This window comes from Ancylomarina subtilis (assembly GCF_004217115.1).
In the GTDB taxonomy this organism is placed as follows: Bacteria; Bacteroidota; Bacteroidia; order Bacteroidales; family Marinifilaceae; genus Ancylomarina; species Ancylomarina subtilis.
Genome location: NZ_SHKN01000003.1, coordinates 16,719 through 36,951 on the forward strand (window position 1 = coordinate 16,719; position 20,233 = coordinate 36,951).

Annotated in this window: 15 protein-coding genes; 5 read left to right on the forward strand and 10 right to left on the reverse strand. The window is 35.7% G+C overall.

The features are described 5' to 3' along the window. The first annotated feature begins 184 nt into the window (after positions 1 to 184). From EV201_RS13385 to EV201_RS13400, 4 genes are all read left to right on the forward strand, one after another. Positions 185 to 1,327, forward strand: a complete 1,143-nt coding sequence (locus tag EV201_RS13385) for a Fic family protein (protein ID WP_130308154.1) — start codon at positions 185 to 187, stop codon at positions 1,325 to 1,327. 10 nt (positions 1,328 to 1,337) lie between these two features. Then, positions 1,338 to 2,462: a DNA alkylation repair protein gene (locus tag EV201_RS13390; RefSeq protein WP_130308155.1), complete on the forward strand. Its 1,125-nt coding sequence runs from the start codon at positions 1,338 to 1,340 to the stop codon at positions 2,460 to 2,462. A 179-nt stretch (positions 2,463 to 2,641) separates the two neighbouring features. Next, positions 2,642 to 3,829, forward strand: a complete 1,188-nt coding sequence (locus EV201_RS13395) for a phosphoglycerate kinase (RefSeq protein WP_130308156.1) — start codon at positions 2,642 to 2,644, stop codon at positions 3,827 to 3,829. Positions 3,830 to 4,036: 207 nt separating this feature from the next. Then, positions 4,037 to 5,023 (forward strand): LuxE/PaaK family acyltransferase, encoded by a 987-nt coding sequence (locus EV201_RS13400; protein WP_130308157.1) that lies wholly within the window; start codon positions 4,037 to 4,039, stop codon positions 5,021 to 5,023. 124 nt (positions 5,024 to 5,147) lie between these two features. On the opposite strand, the gene EV201_RS13405 is transcribed toward EV201_RS13400, so the two are convergent. The 10 genes from EV201_RS13405 to EV201_RS13450 form a co-directional block, all read right to left on the reverse strand. Further along, positions 5,148 to 6,347, reverse strand: coding sequence for a DUF4302 domain-containing protein (locus tag EV201_RS13405; RefSeq protein WP_130308158.1), 1,200 nt, complete (start codon positions 6,345 to 6,347; stop codon positions 5,148 to 5,150). A gap of 11 nt (positions 6,348 to 6,358) precedes the next feature. Next, on the reverse strand, positions 6,359 to 7,318 hold the full coding sequence (locus EV201_RS13410; protein ID WP_165389666.1) for a substrate import-associated zinc metallohydrolase lipoprotein: 960 nt from the start codon (positions 7,316 to 7,318) through the stop codon (positions 6,359 to 6,361). A 34-nt stretch (positions 7,319 to 7,352) separates the two neighbouring features. Then, entirely contained in the window at positions 7,353 to 8,843 is a 1,491-nt protein-coding gene (locus EV201_RS13415) for a RagB/SusD family nutrient uptake outer membrane protein (protein ID WP_130308160.1), read from the reverse strand. Between the two features lie 71 nt (positions 8,844 to 8,914). After that, complete coding sequence (locus EV201_RS13420; protein WP_130308161.1) at positions 8,915 to 12,571, reverse strand: SusC/RagA family TonB-linked outer membrane protein; 3,657 nt, start codon at positions 12,569 to 12,571, stop codon at positions 8,915 to 8,917. Positions 12,572 to 12,669: 98 nt separating this feature from the next. Beyond that, positions 12,670 to 13,845 carry a FecR family protein gene (locus tag EV201_RS13425; RefSeq protein ID WP_130308162.1) on the reverse strand — a complete coding sequence of 392 codons (1,176 nt, stop codon included), beginning with the start codon at positions 13,843 to 13,845 and terminating at the stop codon, positions 12,670 to 12,672. Between the two features lie 128 nt (positions 13,846 to 13,973). After that, the gene (locus EV201_RS13430; protein ID WP_130308163.1) at positions 13,974 to 14,510 is read right to left on the reverse strand and encodes an RNA polymerase sigma-70 factor; all 537 of its coding nucleotides are present in this window, start codon (positions 14,508 to 14,510) and stop codon (positions 13,974 to 13,976) included. A 405-nt stretch (positions 14,511 to 14,915) separates the two neighbouring features. Continuing rightward, a complete protein-coding gene (locus tag EV201_RS13435; RefSeq protein ID WP_130308164.1) occupies positions 14,916 to 16,124 on the reverse strand; it encodes a C1 family peptidase in 1,209 nt (402 codons plus the stop codon). A gap of 63 nt (positions 16,125 to 16,187) precedes the next feature. Then, positions 16,188 to 16,541: an MmcQ/YjbR family DNA-binding protein gene (locus EV201_RS13440; protein WP_130308165.1), complete on the reverse strand. Its 354-nt coding sequence runs from the start codon at positions 16,539 to 16,541 to the stop codon at positions 16,188 to 16,190. Between the two features lie 19 nt (positions 16,542 to 16,560). Next, positions 16,561 to 16,926 carry a YraN family protein gene (locus EV201_RS13445; RefSeq protein WP_130308166.1) on the reverse strand — a complete coding sequence of 122 codons (366 nt, stop codon included), beginning with the start codon at positions 16,924 to 16,926 and terminating at the stop codon, positions 16,561 to 16,563. A gap of 40 nt (positions 16,927 to 16,966) precedes the next feature. Next, the gene (locus EV201_RS13450) at positions 16,967 to 17,872 is read right to left on the reverse strand and encodes a S66 peptidase family protein (RefSeq protein ID WP_130308167.1); all 906 of its coding nucleotides are present in this window, start codon (positions 17,870 to 17,872) and stop codon (positions 16,967 to 16,969) included. A gap of 314 nt (positions 17,873 to 18,186) precedes the next feature. Here EV201_RS13450 and metG point away from each other — a divergent pair, with 314 nt between their 5' ends. Beyond that, complete coding sequence (gene metG, locus EV201_RS13455) at positions 18,187 to 20,217, forward strand: methionine--tRNA ligase (RefSeq protein WP_130308168.1); 2,031 nt, start codon at positions 18,187 to 18,189, stop codon at positions 20,215 to 20,217. The last annotated feature ends 16 nt before the right edge of the window (positions 20,218 to 20,233 follow it).

The following is a 20,233-nucleotide window of genomic DNA, read 5'->3' on the forward strand; positions in this document are numbered from 1 at the left end:
AGAATATTCGGTATTCTTAGTGGTTTCTTGTTTTATGGAAGCCTTGATTTTATGATACTTATAGTGGATCATAATTATAAAGAAATAAATTTCTAATAAAACGGACGTTCAGATCTTATTAAATTATTTATATTTTTACTTCAACAAGGAGATTTTATTCAATTTAACGAACGTTAAGCTTAATATGAAAGGCAAGGGGAATTTTATTAATCAAACTTATCGCGAAGGCTATAAAAGCACATCTTCGTTTTTGATTAATCGTTCATTCGAATGGCAGGATAAGCAGATTAACATCATGCTGGAATCCTGCATGCACCGTCTTGGTGAGTTGAATGCTTATTGCAAATATTTTAAAGATATTGATACGCACCTTCCCATGTTTACTGCAATTGAGGTGACGGCTTCGAATATGATGGAAGGGATTCGTTCGAATATAACTCAGGCTTTTCTACCGTCAGTTTCAAAGGGGTATAGAAGTTTGATTGCTCATAAACAAGTCAGGAATTATATCAATTCAATTGATTGGGCAGTAAATGAACTTGAAAAATTTCCTTTGAGCCTTCATATGATAAAGGAAACACATCGTATGCTGTACGCTGATTTGCCTAGAGAAGAAGAGACTGCAGGTAAGCTGAGAATGAAGTATAATGCCAAGGACAACAAGTATCAGGAGTCTGAGGGGGCTAACTACTCGCCACCAAGCAAGCAAGAACTGAAAAGACTCATTAATGATGCAAAGTGGTTTTGGCGTAACGAAGATCTTGAATTGCCCTACCTTATAAAAATGGCCATATCTCTTTGCCAGTTTGAAACCATACTCCCTTTTCTCGATGGAAATGGTCGTACCGCTCGAACATTGATTCTATTGGAATTATTAAGCTTGAAATTTATCGAAAAGCCTATTTTTTGTCTTTCAGTTTTTTTCGAAAAGAATCGATTGGAGTATTACCACAGATTAAATTTAATCCGATCGAAAAATGATGTGGAGCAATGGATTCGTTTTTTCATTACAGGAATGAGTGAAACAGCCTCCTTTTGTATTGAAAAACTGGAAGACTTGCAAGCGCTAAAAGATAGCTATCAGGAAAAAATAGAAACCAAATTAGGTAAAAAGAGACACCCTTCAGCAAAGCAACTTTTACAAATCTTCTACTCAAAACCTTATCTTTCGGTTAATGAAATAAAAGAAGAAATGAATTTGAGTTTTCAGTCTTCAAACCAATTGGTGAAAGAATTTGAGGAAGTGGGTTTTATTAAAGAAATGGCTGGAGCCAGACGAAACAGAGTTTTTTATTTGTGGGAGTATTTGGCCATTTTTGAAATGTAAATGATGAATTATGGAAGAAGGTTTTTTGTTTAAGGATGTGTTCAACCCAAAGCTTGTTGCTATTATGGGGCAAAGAATTAAAGCTGTTTGGCCGCAATTTGATGATGTCTCATTTCAGAATCATATCGTTCCAAATTTAGTCGATTTAAGCTTATCAGAACGATCTCATTTGATAAGTGAAACGCTTTATACACACCTTCCTTCAGAGTATATAAAAGCAATGGATATTTTACTATCCTCCTTTAATCTACCTGTTGAAACAAAGGAGATGACGGGTTTTGATGGGTTTTATTATATGCCCATTGCCCGCTATGTATCCATTTATGGTTTGGATGAGGGCGATTTTGAAACCTCGATGAATGCCTTAATCGAAATCACCAAGCGTTTTACATCTGAAGATGCCATTCGTCCCTTTATTCGTAAATATCCCAAACAGAGTTTTAAATACCTATATAAATGGTCTGCAGATGAGAATGTGCATGTCAGACGATTGGTTTCGGAAGGAACTCGACCAAGGCTGCCTTGGTCTTCTATCCTTAGAGAGTTTATTGTTGATCCGCGTCCGGTTTTGGATTTACTTGAAGAATTAAAAACAGATTCTGAGCTTTATGTCAGACGTTCTGTTGCAAATAATCTGAATGATATTGCAAAAGATCATCCTCAATTGGTTTTAAAAACACTCAGAAGATGGAAATCTATAAACGACAAAGGCACACAATGGATCATTACACATGCTTCGCGCACTCTATTAAAACAAGGTTTGCCTGAAGCCTTGGATTTATTAGGTTATCCAACGGATGTGAAAATTTCAGTGGACAATTTTATCCTGAACAAAGCGGCGTGTAAGATGGGGGAAGAAATTGAGTTTGCTTTCCAAATCGAATCAAATGCTGAAGAAGAACAGAATCTAATGATTGATTTTGTTGTGCATTATATGAAAGCCAATGGTAAAACAGCACCCAAGGTTTTTAAACTCTCAAAGAAAAAACTGCCTGCCAAAGGGAGTCTTAATTTCAAAAAGAAATTATCCTTTAAAGCCATTACCACACGGAAATATTATGAGGGCTTACATCAAATCGAAATTCAGGTGAATGGAAAAAGGTATGGCAAGCGGGAATTTCAATTGAAAAAATGACGTTTTAGGACTAAAATTCTAAAATTGAGAACTTTATGCAATCGTTTCAGGACAAAACATAATACTGATCTATTGTCTTTATTTATAGGTTTTTGAGTTTATATATCAAGCTTTCTTTGTTGCAGAAAAGATAATAATGTAACTTTGTTTTGCAGAAAAAAACTAAATATAATTATATCATGCAAACTATTGATTCATACAATTTTTCAGATAAGAAGGCTATTATCCGTGTAGACTTTAATGTGCCTTTGAACGAGCAATTCGAAATTACTGATGATACTCGTATTCGTGCCGCATTGCCTACTATCAAGAAAGTATTAGAGGGGAATGGTTCAGCTATTTTGATGTCTCACCTTGGTCGTCCAAAGGGAAAAGATGAGAAGTTTTCATTAAAGCATATTGTTGCTCACTTGTCAAAATCGATTGGTGTTGAGGTAAAATTTGCTGATGATTGTATTGGTGAAAGTGCAAGAACAATGGCTGCGGAATTGAAGCCAGGCGAAGTGCTTTTACTTGAAAACCTTCGTTATTACGATGAGGAGAAAAAAGGTGATGAGGCTTTTGCTAAGAAATTAGCTGATTTGGCTGACCTTTGGATCAACGATGCATTTGGTACAGCTCACCGTGCACACGCTTCTACAGCAGTTATTGCAAAATTTTTCCCTGAAGCTAAAATGTTTGGATACGTAATGGAAGGTGAATTAGCAAGTGTTGATAAGGTATTGAAAGACACAAAGCGTCCATTAACTGCAATTATGGGTGGTGCTAAAGTATCATCAAAAATCGAAATCATCCAGACTTTAATGTCGCAGGTTGACAATTTGATCATTGGTGGTGGTATGACTTACACTTTTGTAAAAGCGATAGGCGGAACCATTGGTGATTCATTGGTTGAAGATGATAAGTTGGAAATGGCAAGAGAAATTTTGAAGAAAGCAGAAGAGAACAATGTGAAACTTCACTTGGCTACTGATGCTTTAATCGCTGATGCTTTTTCGAATGATGCTAATACAAGATCTTGCGATGTGAACGCAATTCCTGAAGGATGGATGGGATTAGATGTTGCTGAAGCAACTATTGAAAGCTTCAAAAAAGTGATTGAAGAATCTAAAACAATTCTTTGGAATGGCCCGGTAGGTGTATTTGAAATGGATACTTTTGCTAAAGGAACCAAAGCCATTGCTGATGCGATTGTAACAGCTACTGAAAAAGGAGCTTTCTCATTAATTGGTGGTGGTGACTCAGTTGCTGCAATTAACAAATATGGTTTAGCTGATAAAGTAAGCTACGTATCAACTGGTGGTGGTGCACTTTTGGAGTACATCGAAGGAAAAGAATTGCCAGGTGTAAAAGCTATTAGAGGATAATATAGATTTTGAATTGTAATTTGAGTTTATTCAAATTCAGTTCTTAAGAAATAACCATGAATTCACAGCTCTTATGCCCTGTGAATTCGTGGTTTTTTTATGCTTTCACCCCGGATGTGTTATCATTAAAGAAAGCCGTATCTTTGACCTGATGATGCCCATGTAAATCCACTGCTCCCAGCAGTTTTTTCAAAATAAGATTGAGATATGACAGATTTGAAGCATAAAATATTCAAGATAAAGTCCAACGAAGAATTTAAACAAACCGCTCTTGAAGTTTTTCGATTTCAAGCCATTCACAACCCGGTTTATGCGGAGTATATTAAGCTTTTGAATATTGAAATCGATCAGGTTAAGTCAATTGACCAAATTCCTTTTTTACCGATCGAATTTTTTAAATCACACAAGGTGGTATCCACAACTGAGGAAGCGAAGGCTATTTTTACAAGTAGTGGTACAAGCGGAAATCTAACATCTAGACATTATGTGCCAGATCTTGGGATTTATGAGGATAGCTTTACCAAAGGATTTGAAGCCTTTTATGGCCCGGTGAAGGATTATTGTATTCTGGCTTTATTACCCTCTTATCTTGAGCGCGAAGGCTCTTCCCTCATTTATATGATGGAGAAGCTGATAAAAGATAGCGGACACCCCAAATCCGGATTTTACCTGAATAATCACGAAGAGTTAATTGCTAATCTCGCCCAACTTAAATCTCAAAATCAAAAGGTTCTGCTATTGGGTGTCAGTTTTGCTTTGCTTGAACTTGCCGAAAATCATAAGCTCGAATTAGGTGATGTGATTGTGATGGAAACAGGAGGGATGAAAGGGAGACGAAAGGAAATGACACGAGAAGAATTGCATGCTATTTTCACCTCTCGACTTGGTGTTAAAAAGATCCATTCGGAATATGGCATGACGGAACTTTTATCGCAAGGCTACAGCAAAGGCGATAGCCTATTTGAAACCCCAGCCTGGATGAAAATCCTGATTCGTGATGCTTACGATCCGTTTTCGTATGAAAAAACAGGGCGAAGTGGTGGTGTCAATGTTATTGATCTGGCAAATCTTTATTCCTGTGCTTTTATCGAAACTCAAGATCTAGGTAAGATTCACGCTGATGGTAAATTTGAAATCCTAGGCCGATTCGACAATTCAGATATCAGGGGCTGTAATTTGTTGGTGAGTGAATAGATTGTCTTGTCGGGATATGATGAGAAATTAGCATATAAATAAAGGAGCTTCCAAACTACAGGAAGCTCCTTTTTTATTACAACTTTACTTAAAATTATATTAACATTTTATTGCAATAATCAGTTTAGCCAACGAGAATATATTTTGAAGGATCTGCTTTGCTAACTAGGTAATATGTATCATTACCAGCTTTTACTATATATAATCCTGACGGATCTGTTAAAAACTCCAGTAATAATTTACCTCCATCATTACCGTATATTTCAGACCACCACGCTCCGTATGCACCATATCCCCATGTTACAACAGTTATATCCTCAGCAGCTTTTGTAAAAGCAAATTTTGAGAATCCAGCCCAGTTGCCTCCTTCGTGTCCAGGAGCGTAACCTAGTAAATACCCCCATTCTACATATATTTGAAATGCATTAAATTGTTTAATGTCTTCCTTCAAGCTAGGTACAATTGATGACAAAGCTTGGGAATAGCCATTAATAACTTTAAAATTGGTAGCCATAAATTCTTCATAAACACCGGATTCCTCTGTTAAAGGAGCATTGCCTATTTCAATATTGATTGTTTTACCTTCTACATTTGCTGAGAATAAATCTTTCCCAACTTGATTATCAAATAGAGTTACTTCAACCCCTTCGATTTCAACAGCAGGAGAAAATACAAGTCCATCTTTAGTCATCGAAAATTCATATTCCTTATTCTCAATTTTCCCATCTTTTGATATTGTTCTCCAAATGGCATTTCCTCCATTGGTTACTAACATGGCTTTATAATTGCTACCTTCTACACTAACATGTTTGAAGAAAGATTTCTCCATTTTAGATATTATCTTCTTTACAGTTGCTATATCCTCAGGTACTCCTTTGAAGAATGTTAACTTGGTTTTATTAGCACCTTTATCAGTTTTACTAATAAAATCGATTCTATCGTCCGTAACTTTGTCAAAAAGGAATTCATATTCTCCAGTTGCTAAGTTATCTTCGTAAATAGCTTGAAATACTGAGTGACTTTCGAAAACCAATTCAGGAACCTGAGTGATACTTACTCTATAACTGATTGTTCTATCTTCAGAACCATCGCTATAAGTCGATTCAAATTCAACAGTATTATCTTCGTTGAATTTCATTAGGATTGCAGAGCCTGAATAGTAGGCTATCCAATAACCATCATCTTTGGTTAGGGCAGTTTTGTATTTTGTTAATACATTATTAATTCTTGTTTCGGGGCTATCGTCAAATATTGGGTCTTGTTCGTTATCGCAAGACGTAAATAAGCTTATTGCAGCCACGAATAAATATAATATTTTTTTCATGTTTATTTTATTTATTTGTTTATCTCACTGATTCGTTTCATAATCTCATCGCGAACTTGGTCAAGATCAATTTCGAATTTATTCATATAATAATCCTTAACCATTTTTAATTTAACAGCGATGATATCTCTTCCCTCGTTTATTTCAGCAGCATCTTCGTTAGGATCAAGCATTACTGGGTTTCCATCAGCATCTAATACAGGATTTCCATCAGCATCTACTTTTGCATAGGGAGCTTCATGTTCGTGAGTGATATATCTCTCATTAAATTCAGCTTCAGTAGAAGTGATATATAATGATAAGATCTCACAGAAATCTTCATTCTCGCTAGACGTTCCATAATTAGAAACCATACCTAATGTTATTGCTTCACGAGATATTTTAGGACTACTAGCCTGAACATCACCTGCTAAATTTAACCAGTTATTAGATTTATAATTCTCAGGACTGACCTCTTTAAAACCATCAGGTAAGTTATGACGCTGATGAATAATATGGCCAAATTCGTGTTCAGCAGTTCTTAATTGCATGAACATCCATTGAGAATTAGTTAAGTCATATTCATTGACTTGTGTGAATGTAATACGAACTCCTGCATCTGCATAACCTAGTGTAACTGACTCTCCATCGCTATTATACATTTTAGAACCAATAAAAACCAGTTCTGGTGGAAAATGATCCAACATAAATTTTTCACCAGGCTCAGTCATTGTAAAAGGTTCGATCCAGAATTTTTTAATAAAATCTCCCATTGGAATACAGACGTCACGAAGTGGTGGGGTTACTCTTTTTGTATCATCTACCAAATTATCATCCCATTTCCAGCGAACAGCTGTACCATATGGAGTCAAAAAGTTTTCTCTAAAATAAATACTAATAGGATCGGTTGACTCAATAACTTTTTCGGGGGTATATATACTATTGTCTTCGCTATCACAAGCGGAAAACAAGCTTATAAATACTATACTCAATAATAGTGTTAATTTTCTCATTTTAGTTTTGTTTTTAGCGTGGATTCTTAGCAATTCCTCTCGAACTTGCATTTTGAGGAATTTGTAACACTTTTCTTAGATCATTTGCTTCTAAAGTAATTGTTTCACCATCACTCGTGATGTGGTCAATTGCAATATGATGCCTTTTAATATCAAACCAACGCATTCCTTCTTGCAAATATTCTTTTCTCTTTTCTAATAAATACAAATTCATCAAAGCCGTTTTTTCATCAGGTAAAACATCATTACCATCTGAATCTTTTGTCGAATAATATTCTTGAATTGTGGCTAGGTCCAGAGTTGCAGCACCTGTATATCTTAAACTACCAATCGTATTTAAATCAGACAAAGCAGCAGATAGGTTACCTAACATGATATTTGATTCTATCCGATTAAAAACAAGTTCGATTCCTCTAATCACAGGTTGAACAAAAAATGGATATCCTGTTGTTGCGGTTAAGCTTTCTTTATAGAATTCTTCATGAAATTTTGCAGCTCCAATTACATTTTTTGCTCCATCTCCATAGTATCCCATACTCGATCTAAGGTCTTTATCTGCGCCAGCCCAAATACTAGATGCAGTAAACATGTTTCTCCATTTTTGGATATGTGTTCTGTATCCATAAGAGTGTCTTAGACCAATACCAACTTGTTTTTCAATAATTAGGATGTTACTAGGATCAGTATTTTTTACATAAAAACTTTTTTTAGCAAGTGAACCTGATTGTCCGTCATATGCATTTAGATCTTTTATGTAGGTTGTGTTAACAGTACCTACTCCCAGAATTTTATCTGCATATTCAATACTTTTTGCAAAGTCACCCTTAAACAAGTAGAAACGTGAAGCAAATGCAATAGCAGCAGTTTTAGTAAAATGATACTTTTTGCTACCTGAATAGTATTCATCAGAAACAAGTGCCATTCCGTCTATTAGATCTTTTTCGATCAAACGGTAGGTCTCAGATAATGTTTCACGCTTATATTCTTTTATTAATACATTTTCTGATTCGTTTACATATGGTATTCCTAAATCAGTTTCCGCAGTAGTTGCATCATAATTTTTAGAGAATAATGCCGCTATCATAAAGTGAGAGTAAGCTCTACAAAGCAAAGCTTCTCCTTTGATAGAATTTTTAAAATCAACATTATCAGAATCAACTTTTTCCAGAGCTTCTAAAGCCGCATTTGCTTGAGAAATTGCTGTGTAAGCATTATTCCAATAGTTTGCTGGTGTATTGTATGAATCCTCTTCATCCAGCTCTTTCCACAGAAATGCATCAGTCATTCTTGAGATTTGAGAATTGGATGATATGTAATGGGAATCATCTGTCATCCAATCTGTAAAGAAATAGTCTCCGCGAGGATAAGCTGGGACTAAAAGTTGAGAGATTTTATCAAGTGTGTTTGCTTCAATTCTGTTGTCAGGATTTTCGTTAAGATAATCGGTACAACTTGAAAAACACAGGAGCAGGATTCCTGCATATATTATTTGTATTTTTTTCATTATTGTAAAATTAAATTTGATTAATTCATCAAAATTATATGATGAAAATGACTCTTCTGTATCAACTAATCCTAGAAGCCTACATTAAGTGAAAATGTAAATGTTCTTGGAATTGGTAGGGCTACCCCACCTGAACGATAAAACTCGGGATCTAAGCCATTTAGTTTTTTATCAGAATAGAGTAATAATACATTCTGAGCTTGAAGAGAAATTTTGGCACGTTGAATACCTAAATTATTAGTGAAAGTTTTTGGGAGATTATAACTTAAACTAATCGTTTTCAGTCTAATAAAACTACCATCCGCAACTCTAACATCGGATTTATTATATAACTCATAGAGGTTTAACGATTGTGCATCTAAATCATCATCGAATCGTCTACTTAAAATACCAGGAACATTTGTATAAGCTTCATCACCAGGAGCAGACCAACGATTTAGCATATCTTTTGAAATTGATGAATAACCGAATTCACGTAAACCACCAGTTCCTAATTTAAATAGGTCATCAAGTCTGATTTTATTACCAGCTCTGAATACAAGGCCAACACCCAAAGAGAAATTCTTGTAGGTAAAAGTATTGGTCATACCACCTGATAAAGGGGCATCTAAAACACCTTCATATTTCAAGTAATCCATTACATTTTCTCTCTTTTGTAAACTCAAATTTTCATTGATAGGATTACCTGAGCTATCAATAAATGTTGGCATACCTTGGTTTGTTAATCCATTGAATCTTACCGAATATAAACCTCTACGTGGTTTACCTAAATAGTCACCACCAGTATTTCTGACATAATCACCAATTCGATCATAATTCTCTAGTTTGGTAATTTTACTCTTATTATAATCAATATTGAGATTAGTTGTCCACTTAAAGCTATCGTTGGTTACATTCACTGTATTTAAAGCGATTTCAAAACCTTCAATTTCCATATCTGCAAAGTTCCCATATTTGGTCGCTTTACCACCTAAACCTGAGGTGCGTACAGCTCCAATCAGGTCAAAAGAATTCCTTTTATAATAAGCTATATCTGTATAAATTCGGTTATTAAAAAATGCAGCTTCAGCACCAACACTAAACTCATACATTTTTTCCCATGATAAATCATTATTTGTTAAATCTTCGACATCAACGCCAGTTTCTTTGTCATAAGGGCGCCATGTCTGATAAGCAACTAATTTTTGAATTGCGCTAGCTGATGGTCCCATTACACCACTCAAGCCGTAAGTTGCCTTTAGGCTTAGAAGATTTATTTTTTCATAATTACTCATGAAATCTTCTTCAGACAGATTCCACTTTCCACTTACATTCCAGGAAACTAGGTGGCGAGCTGTGCTTGTTTTTCCAAGCCTGTTTGATCCGTCACGACGAACAGTACCATTAAATGTATATTTCCCTTTGTATGAATAAGCAGCATTTAGAAAATAACCGATATACCGATCACTAATTTCTTCAATACTTTCGCGAGTTTGATTATTCAAACTAAGATACTTCGATAGATCTGGATGTTCATTAAATAAACCACCTCTATCATACTGTATTCCCCAACCATCGCTTGTAATTTCTTTACGATCGGTATATTTTACTTCTTGTCCCAAAAGGAAGCTCATAATATGAGTATCTTCAATACTTGGGTTCCAAGAAACTGAATTTCGAATAGAGTAAAAATCAAGCGTATTATTTACAGTGTTGAAAAACCCTCCTGTTGGTAGAATAGAGATGGGATTTGAATTTGGTTTATCAGGATCGAGAAATAGTAATTGATTGGCATCTCTAATAAATTGAGTACCCATGGCTCTATATGCATTCGCCTGATTTGAAGATTCATGAATTCTGTGCTCTCTTGCAGCAGTATTTCTACGAGCTTGAAATACTGAACTAAAGTCAAGGTTCTTCGCAATATTGTAATCTAAATTAAATTGCGCAATCACATCAGTTGATACAAGGTCTACTTTATTATTTCTTAATTCATGGATGACATTAAAATCAGAATAGTCTCTTCTGAAGAATTCAAGATCTCCATTTTCATCATAGGCGCGCATGCTTCTACTTGCATTCAATGCATATGAAAATGGGTTAATATCAAAATCTCTTTCGTAAACCCCATCAACAGCATTAAAATCGCGGTCTTTAGAACCAGGCAATCTTTGGTCTCTGTGATTCATAGATAGTTTAAGACCAATATTCAATTTGTCAGTAAGTTTAAAGTCACCTTTCATGGTAGCTGTGTATTTTGTTACATCATCAGCAATTGTTCTACCACTATCGTTATACATACTTATCGACGCATAATATTTTGCTCTTTCTGAACCGCCAGAAAAACTTAGGGAGTGTTGTTGTGAAATCGAATTTTTAAACAAGGTTTCAAACCAATCTGTATTGGCGTTACCATATTTAGCCAGGAATTCTTCATTAAAAGTACCATCAGGTCCCCAATTGATCTCGTTGTTTGCTATGCCATTATACATTTTGCCCATAACTCCATAGTCTTTAGCTTTTACAGATGAGGCAAGATCAATCCATCCTTTTCTTACAAGTTCTTTGTAAAAAGAAATCTCAGAGCTAGAATTTGCAATATCAAATTGAGAATAACGTGGTCGTTCTTTAATAGACATACTGCCTGAGTAACTGACCTGCATTTTACCAACTTTACCTTTTTTGGTATTAATTACAATAACACCATTCATGGCTTGAGCACCATATAATGCTGTTGCCGATGCATCTTTCAAAACTTGAATATCTTCAATATCATCTGGATTTAAGCCAGCAACACCAGAGCTTAATACTGTTGATAGATTACCTGAGGTTAGATCATCAGCAGTAACTTCAATCAGGTCCTCAAGAATGACACCATCCACCACCCATAAAGGCTTATTGTTTCCATTAAGGGAGGCATTCCCACGAATTCGAACAACAGGTGCAGCACCAAAAGTACCTGAAACATTATCAACTGAGACACCTGCTACTGTTCCTTGTAAAAAACGAGATACATCAGGAGTCGATTCTAATTTGATTTCCTCTGTTTTAATTTTTGCAGCGGATCCTGTAAATAACCTTCTGTCGATTTTTTGATATCCAGTCACCACAACTTCGTTTAGTTGCTCAGAAGATGAACCTAAAGTTACGTTGATTTGTGTTTGATCCGTAATAGCAATTTCTTTTGGATCCATTCCAACAAAAGAAAAAACTAAAATAGCTCCTTTGGTAGGAACTTCAATCTGATATTTACCATTGATATCTGTTGAGACTCCTGTGCTGGTTCCTTTTATCACGACAGAAACACCAGGTAAAGTTTCACCTTGCTCATCGGTAACAACACCAGAGATCTTTTTATCTTCCTGTACTGTATTTGTGTTGTTAATTGGAGTGTTACTAGCAGGTTTGATAATAATAACACTGTCCTTGATTTTGTATTCTAAGTTTGTGCCTTTTAAACTTTCATCAAGTATTGTTTCAATATCGCCAGTTTTGTTCGAGATAGAAATATTGTTAATATTTTCTACATCCTCAACGCTGTAAAGAAAAGTATAGTCTGATTGTTTTTTAATTGTATTAAAGATCTCGATTAAAGAAGTTTGCTTTAAATCGACTCTTAGTAATGCAGGTTGTGGGGCTGCAATCGAGCTCACATGAATCACGCTAAGCATTAAAAGCATGAGTAGCAGTCGTTTCCCTCTGAGAATGGACCCAGAAAAACAGAAAGACTTTTCTCGTTTTTTTTCCATAATTTTATAGTTGATTTGGTTAGTATTCCATTTCTGCTACAACAGAAATGATTTATTGACAGATACGGAGTTAGTTGCAAGCTTTCTCCGTATTTTTTTTAATTTAATTTTTCTATAAGTACCGATCTGTTTTTTATTGAAAACTTAACTTTATTTGTAAATCCGATCATTTCCAATACATTGTTAAAATCCTCATAACGAGTCAAATCACCTGTAAATCTTAGGTTCTTAGATTCATTATTCAGAAAAAATACTTCAACATTGTACCAGCGTGATAATCGAATCATGATGTCTTCAAGTCTCTCATTTTGGAAAACGAGTCTGCCATTTTTCCAGGCCGTATAGATTTCAGTGTCCACATGAGTTTTCTTAAAATCCCCATTGTGTTTGTTGATGCAAAATTGTTCGTTAGGTAATAATGTCTCCTTCTGATTTCGGAGTTGATCTTTAACTTCAACTCGGCCCTCGACAAGGGTTGTTATGATTTCTTTTTCATCATTATATGCATTCACATTAAATGAGGTTCCCAAAACCTTTATTTGAAAATCATTCATTTTTACAACAAAAGGGAAATCTTTATTCTTGCTGACATCAAAGAAGGCTTCGCCTTCCAGTTCAACAAGACGTTCTTTACCTGAGAATTTAGTAGGGTATCTTAACTTTGAATTGGAATTAAGCCAAATTTTAGTTCCGTCACTAAGAGTCAGGTTGTATTCACCGCCTTTGGGTATAATTATAGAATTATATGTGATTTTTTCTTGGGTTGATGTTTTGTTGTCATTCTTATAAACGAGATGCCCCTCGGTATTGTTAATTTCCAAACCATCTTCTTTAAGCTTAACGAACTCATCTAGGATTATCGTTTCACCTTTATCTCGCATTAAGAGGGCTTGGTTTTTACCAGGCGAAATATGAGCAATTCGATTTGTTGGTTTTTCTGGAATAGAATTAATTAAAAAGAAGGTACTTATACCAATTACAATAATACTTGCAGCATACTTAAGGAATTCAGTTCTGATTCTTCGTGTCTTTTTCTCTTGTAGATTGGTGTTTATTTTATGCCATATTTCTTCTTTTTTTACTTCTTCAAGTTGCTCTTCGTTTTTAAAATAGTTTGTTTCAGGGTTCTTTGAGAGTTTATGATAGAGGTCTAAATTCTCCTTATTTTCGTATTTCCATTCATCTAAAAAATGGCCTTCTTCCAGAGATAATTTCCCGTTTAACCTCTTTGCAATAAGGTCAGCAATTTTAAATGAGGAATTTAATTGATTCATCTTCTTGTTAGCATTAGTAGTTTGTATCTGCTTAAACAGGAAGAATAGAAAAAGGGGTGACAAAAAATATCTTTTTTTCACCCCTTTTTTTCAAATTGTTTTGTTTTGGCTGTGTATTAGTGTTTTAACTAGGTTTTATCTTTTAGCTTTTCCTTTACAAATCGACTCGCCCGAAGTTTCTGTGTTTTTACCGTATTGACCGATATTTCAAGATCTTCAGCAATATCCTTGTTTTTAACTCCTTTCAGACTCAGAAGGTAAATGATACGGGCAGATGCCGGGAGTTCTTTGACAGCTTCGGCAATATGACGATTGACTTCCTCTTCGACAATGTTTCGATAGAAAATATTTTCATCATAGGAGTTTGAATCTTGTCGTAGCTCAAATTTCTTTTTGACAGATTGATGCTCAATATGATTGAGACAGGCGTTTTTTACAGATTTGTACAGAAAAGCTTTTAAAGCTAATTCATGAAAGAAGAAGGCACGTTTTTCCCAGGCTTTAATGAAAATCTCTTGCAAAATATCTTCCATGACATCTTGGGTTGAGACGTATTTCATTCCAAAAAGATACAACGCATCAAAATAGCGTTCGTATATTTTTTTAAAGGCGAAATTATCCCCATTTCTAAATTGCTTTAGAATGGTATTACTTAGGGATTTCATGATTAACTTAGTTAGTAGTGGTTATAATTGGGTCAACAATTATATACATTTTTTCTTATATTTTATTCATGATGAAAGATGCTCTATAATTATATTGATGTAATTCAACTTTAGTAATCAAAGATTATTGTAAATGAATTTTTAGAATGAAGGATTAATTTCCCCTGCGGTAGTGTTTGTTTAATTGCTAGATAACGAGATGTTTGGGGTTTGTTATTTAAACCAGATTATTTATATGGTGCCTCATGATTTTTTTGATATTGGAATTCATTAAAAATTAGGGCTGTTTTTTTTGTAAAATAATTCTGTTTGTATTATAAAATAGAAAATAAAAAAGGCCCGGAGTTTTTACTCCGAACCTTTACTTTGTTTGTCATTCTGATATCCGTAGATCAGAATGAAATATTATAATCCCAATTTGGCCTTGATATCTGCAGGAATGGCATCTTTATGGACCATGATTGCAACTGTTTTAAGGCGAACGTAAGATTCACTCATATTTAAGTAACCACCCATTTTGTTGGAATTCTTAGCCCACGAGTTTTTCGTTTTGTAATAAGGTGTTCCATTCTGATCTTTTACAATACCGGTTAGGTGCATCAAGTGATCATCAGTTGTTTGGTAGTTATCAAAAGTTGCTTGTCTTAGCGCTTGATCAACCTTTACTTCTGATCTGGGTTTATCAAATTTATATAAAGATGCGTTTTTTTCTTTTTTAGACATGGCATCCCATTTCTCAATTTCTGAATTGGTCATGTCTTTTACATCTGAAATAGGAAGAATAGCAACACCATTGCGATGCGAGAAGCCTTTTTCACTAACATCACCATCCCAACATACAGAATAACCATTGGTTAATGCATTGTCAATAACTGCCATTAGTTCGTCAATAGGTAGGTTGTAATACATATCATCCGACCAGTTGTCTGGAATCTCAAGGTTCATTTCCTTGTAAAAAGGATGATGTGAATATGAAGTCAATTCGATATAGTCATCAGGATTAAAACCTGTTTGCTTCATGAACTCAACAGGAGATACCATTTGCCCATTTGAATCGAATTTCTCAGGTGCAGCTCCCATGTAGGTGTCAAGAACACCATTTACTGATTTGTTCCAAACCGGAGTCACTTTTTTATTAGGGTTCTGTACAATTTGATCCAACATGGCTTTGGTTGATTTCACCATTTCCTGATGGATATGATAGTCGCTCTGGTACTGATTACCTGAGTACTCTGATTCGGGAATAAAACCAAACTCTTTGACAACGTTTAAGACATCGTGGGCTTGCCCTCCTTCGCTGTAGTTAGCTTTTCCGTGTAAACGAAAATAGCGCAAGGCTTTTTGTGAATAGGCATGACGTACGGTAAACATTTCAGAAAGGTCAATGTGGCCTGCACCTAAACGGATTAATTCTGTTTCGATGAATGATGTCGTAGCAAAAGCCCAACACGTACCCGTACTTTCCTGATTACGAACTTCAGTTGTTGGCACATCTGCAACAGTGGTAAATTTGAAACCTTCCGGCTCAACTGTTTTTTTCTTTTTAGCGAAAGCTTGTCCTTGAACGCATAATGTCAGTGAAAGAGCAATGACACTTAATTGTTTAAAATTCATGATAGTTGTTTTATGGTTGTGTTTTATAATTCGACTGGAAAGATATTAAGATTAAGGAATTATTTACATGCTTAAAAGCTCATTTTGTAGTTTTTTAGTCAGACTGGCAACGATTAGATTGTAAGAATGATCGATCCACTCTTTGAGTTGATTGTCGGAAATCGCACCATCAATGGCAACCATATTCCAGTGTTTTTTATTCATGTGCCAACCGGGCTGAACTTGTGGGAATTGTTCGCGTAATTCTACAGCCAGTTCTGGGTCACATTTTACACTCATGCTTAGATCCTTGTTGATATTGGTGAGTAAAAACATTTTATTCATCACCTTAAAAACTAGAACTTCCTCGTCGAAAGGAAAGCTTTCGGTTACGCCTTTTTTTGCAAGGCAGTAGTCTCTTAGTTCTTCAATATTCATGGGATTCAGTAATTATAAATTAATCTATAGGAGCAATAAAGGCGTCTTCGATATGTTCAATTTCAAACTTCTCATTTCGCTTGATTACCGAAATAACATCAAAGCGAACTTCCATCTCAATATCTTTTAAATCGACATAAGCTTGAGTCGCCCGGCAAAGAAATTTGATTTTGGGTAGCGTAATTGCGTCAGAGGGGTGTTCAAAGTAATCCGTTGAACGCGATTTGACCTCAACAATCACGAGAAATTCACCATCTGTAGCAACAATATCCAATTCCTTTTTCTGATAAATCCAGTTGCGATCCAGAATTTTATAGCCTTTGCTCATCATGTGCTTAGTCGCCAAATCTTCTCCTAACTTACCTAAATCGTTGTGTTCTGCCATAATTGTTTGAGTTTCACGTTAAGTGCCTTAGAGTTAAAAGCTAGTTTTTCCAACTTAGCTTTACATCTTTTTCTTTTACGTCCAGTCTAACTTTTTTGCCCAGAGGTAAGGGCCAATTTTCATCGATATGTCCTGCCGGGAAATTAAAAACAAGGGGGTATTTATAATCCAGAACGGCTTCTTTAATAATTTCATAGGCTGTTTTACCAAAAGGCGTTTCCCCATCCTTCATATCGCTCATTCCACCCACAATAAGTGCTTCGAGATGGTCCAACTTTCCACTTAGCTTTAAACTTAGCATCAATCGATCTAAATGATATAAATCTTCATTTAAATCTTCGATAAAAAGAATCTTATTCTGTGTGTTGAGTTCGTAATTCGTTGCATTTAAACTACAAATAACGGATAGGTTTCCTCCAACTAATTCGGCTTCACAGGTCCCGGTTCGATTGAGTTGATGCGTCGGAATTTGATAATTTGTCAATTTGCCTTCCAGGTAATCTGCAAGTTTTTGCAGAGAAGAAGAATCAGCAATATTTTCGGTGAAATTGATTGGCATGGTGGCATGCAAACTTCCAAAATGAAGATGGTTTAATCGCGCATGGATGATGCTAATATCGCTAAATCCAATGATCAGTTTTGGGTGTTTTTCCAAACCATCGAAAGTTAGTTTGTCGATAATGCGAATACAGCCATAACCACCACGAGCACAGATAATCGCCTTAATCTCTTCATGGTCGATCATGAATTGAAAATCAGCAGCCCGATCTTTGTCAGTTCCGGCAAATATATGATGTTCATCAAAAACATGTTTGCCCAGTATGACTTCGTAACCGAGTGTTTCCATCACCTTTTGTGCGGTTATTATTTTTTGTTTATCGATTTTTCCTGCGGGAGCAATAAGCCCTATTTTATCGCCTTTTTTTAATGTGGAAGGTTGAAACATATCTGTATGATTGGGATCAATTAAAGATTTAAAAATCAATCGGATTATGATTTCCGTTTCTTTATCTTGATCTTGTTAATTAAGAAATCACAAATTACTAATAAAATCCTTAAATGAGAGAAAATGAATCCTGAATGATTTCAAAGCTAAATGCTTGAATTTGTTATTTCTATTTTATCTTTGCGCTTCAGAGACCGATTCATTAATCGGCTACTCGCAATTTTTTTCATTATTAATACTAAGGTCTTGTTACGTTCCAGGAGACAAATTGATCTCTCTTGTTGAATATAGATCTTCTAAAACTTCTTTTTAAGATGTCAAAATTTAACAGAACACTAGTTACAACAGCTCTTCCCTATGCGAATGGGCCGGTACATATTGGTCATTTGGCGGGCGTTTACGTTCCTGCTGATATTTATGTGCGTTATTTGCGAATGAAGGGTGATGATGTGTTATTGATTGGTGGTTCAGATGAACACGGTGTACCCATTACTATTAAGGCAAAAAAAGAAGGTGTTAGCCCACAGGATGTTGTTGATAAATACCATAATATTATAAAAGATTCTTTCGAGAAGTTTGGAATTTCATTCGATGTTTATTCCAGAACTAGCTCGAAAACGCATCACGAAACGGCTTCAGAATTCTTTAAAACACTTCATGATAAGGGAGAATTTATTGAGAAGACTTCGGAGCAATTTTACGATGCAGAGGCCAATCAGTTTTTGGCAGACCGTTATATCACAGGAACTTGTCCGCATTGTAAAAACGAGAAAGCTTACGGTGACCAGTGCGAAAGCTGTGGAACATCGTTGAATGCAACTGATTTGATCGATGCAAGGTCTGCAATTACAGGTAACAAACCAGAGTTGAAAGAAACCAAACACTGGTATTTGCCTTTAGATAAATATGAACCACACCTAAAGCAGTGGATCCTTGAGGAGCATAAAGAATGGAAACCTAATGTTTACGGACAGTGTAAATCATGGTTAGACAATGGTCTTCATCCAAGAGCCGTAACTCGTGATCTGGATTGGGGTGTACCTGTTCCTGTTGAAGGAGCCGATGGTAAGGTGCTTTACGTTTGGTTCGATGCCCCTATCGGATATATTTCGGCAACTAAGGAGCACACTCCTGATTGGGAAAAGTACTGGAAGGCTGAAGATTCAAGAATGATTCACTTCATCGGTAAGGATAATATTGTATTCCACTGTATTATTTTCCCAGCTATGCTTAAGGCTGAGGGTTCTTATATTTTACCAGATAATGTACCATCGAATGAATTCTTAAATCTTGAAGGTGATAAAATTTCGACTTCTCGTAACTGGGCTGTTTGGTTGCACGAATACCTAGAAGAGTTTCCTGAGAAGCAAGACGTATTGCGTTATGTTTTAACTGCCAATGCACCTGAAACTAAGGATAACGATTTCACCTGGAAAGATTTCCAGGCTCGTAATAACAATGAGTTGGTTGCAATTTTCGGAAACTTTGTGAACCGTGCTCTGGTTTTAACTCACAAGTATTTTGGTGGTTTGGTTCCTGAGGCTGGCGAACTTAATGATTTCGATAAAGAAACATTGGCTCAGATTCCTGTTCTTAAGGCAGAAATTGAAAAGAATCTTGAAACCTTCCACTTCCGTGAAGCACTTAAGGTAGCAATGAATTTGGCGCGTTTGGGTAACAAATATTTGGCTGATACTGAGCCTTGGAAGGTGATTAAAACCGATGAGGATCGAGTTAAGACAATCTTGAATATCTCTCTACAGATTTCAGCTAACCTGAGCACCCTAATGGAACCTTTCTTGCCATTTACGGCAGAGAAACTTCGTGGATTCCTTAATATGGATCGTATCGAGTGGGCAGATGTAACAGCTGATGCACTTCCTGCGGGGCATCAAATTAACAAGCCAGAATTGTTGTTCGAGAAAATCGAAGATGAGACCATTCAGGCACAGGTTGACAAATTGGAAGCGACTAAAGTGGCCAATGAACTTGAAAACAGAGTAGCGACTCCGGTCAAAGAGAATATCAACTTCGACGATTTTATGAAAATGGATGTTCGTGTTGGTACGATTACTGAAGCTGAAAAAGTTGCTAAGACCAAGAAGCTGTTGAAACTGACTGTTGATACAGGTATCGATACCAGAACCATTGTTTCGGGTATTGCAGAGCATTACAAGCCTGAAGATATTATTGGCAAACAAGTAAGTGTGTTGATGAATCTTGAGCCTCGTAAACTAAAGGGAATCGAATCGCAGGGTATGATTCTGATGGCTGAGGATGCTGATGGTAAATTAGCATTTGTTTCTCCGGAACAAGCTGTTGCAGCAGGTTCGGAAGTTCGATAAGCATTTTATTATTTAG

Coding starts and splice junctions, on each gene's coding strand:
- EV201_RS13385 (WP_130308154.1), top strand. CDS start 185: ATGAAAGGCAAGGGGAATTTTATTAATCAAACTTATCGCGAAGGCTAT.
- EV201_RS13390 (WP_130308155.1), top strand. CDS start 1,338: ATGGAAGAAGGTTTTTTGTTTAAGGATGTGTTCAACCCAAAGCTTGTT.
- EV201_RS13395 (WP_130308156.1), top strand. CDS start 2,642: ATGCAAACTATTGATTCATACAATTTTTCAGATAAGAAGGCTATTATC.
- EV201_RS13400 (WP_130308157.1), top strand. CDS start 4,037: ATGACAGATTTGAAGCATAAAATATTCAAGATAAAGTCCAACGAAGAA.
- EV201_RS13405 (WP_130308158.1), bottom strand. CDS start 6,347: ATGAAAAAAATATTATATTTATTCGTGGCTGCAATAAGCTTATTTACG.
- EV201_RS13415 (WP_130308160.1), bottom strand. CDS start 8,843: ATGAAAAAAATACAAATAATATATGCAGGAATCCTGCTCCTGTGTTTT.
- EV201_RS13420 (WP_130308161.1), bottom strand. CDS start 12,571: ATGGAAAAAAAACGAGAAAAGTCTTTCTGTTTTTCTGGGTCCATTCTC.
- EV201_RS13425 (WP_130308162.1), bottom strand. CDS start 13,845: ATGAATCAATTAAATTCCTCATTTAAAATTGCTGACCTTATTGCAAAG.
- EV201_RS13430 (WP_130308163.1), bottom strand. CDS start 14,510: ATGAAATCCCTAAGTAATACCATTCTAAAGCAATTTAGAAATGGGGAT.
- EV201_RS13435 (WP_130308164.1), bottom strand. CDS start 16,124: ATGAATTTTAAACAATTAAGTGTCATTGCTCTTTCACTGACATTATGC.
- EV201_RS13440 (WP_130308165.1), bottom strand. CDS start 16,541: ATGAATATTGAAGAACTAAGAGACTACTGCCTTGCAAAAAAAGGCGTA.
- EV201_RS13445 (WP_130308166.1), bottom strand. CDS start 16,926: ATGGCAGAACACAACGATTTAGGTAAGTTAGGAGAAGATTTGGCGACT.
- EV201_RS13450 (WP_130308167.1), bottom strand. CDS start 17,872: ATGTTTCAACCTTCCACATTAAAAAAAGGCGATAAAATAGGGCTTATT.
- metG (WP_130308168.1), top strand. CDS start 18,187: ATGTCAAAATTTAACAGAACACTAGTTACAACAGCTCTTCCCTATGCG.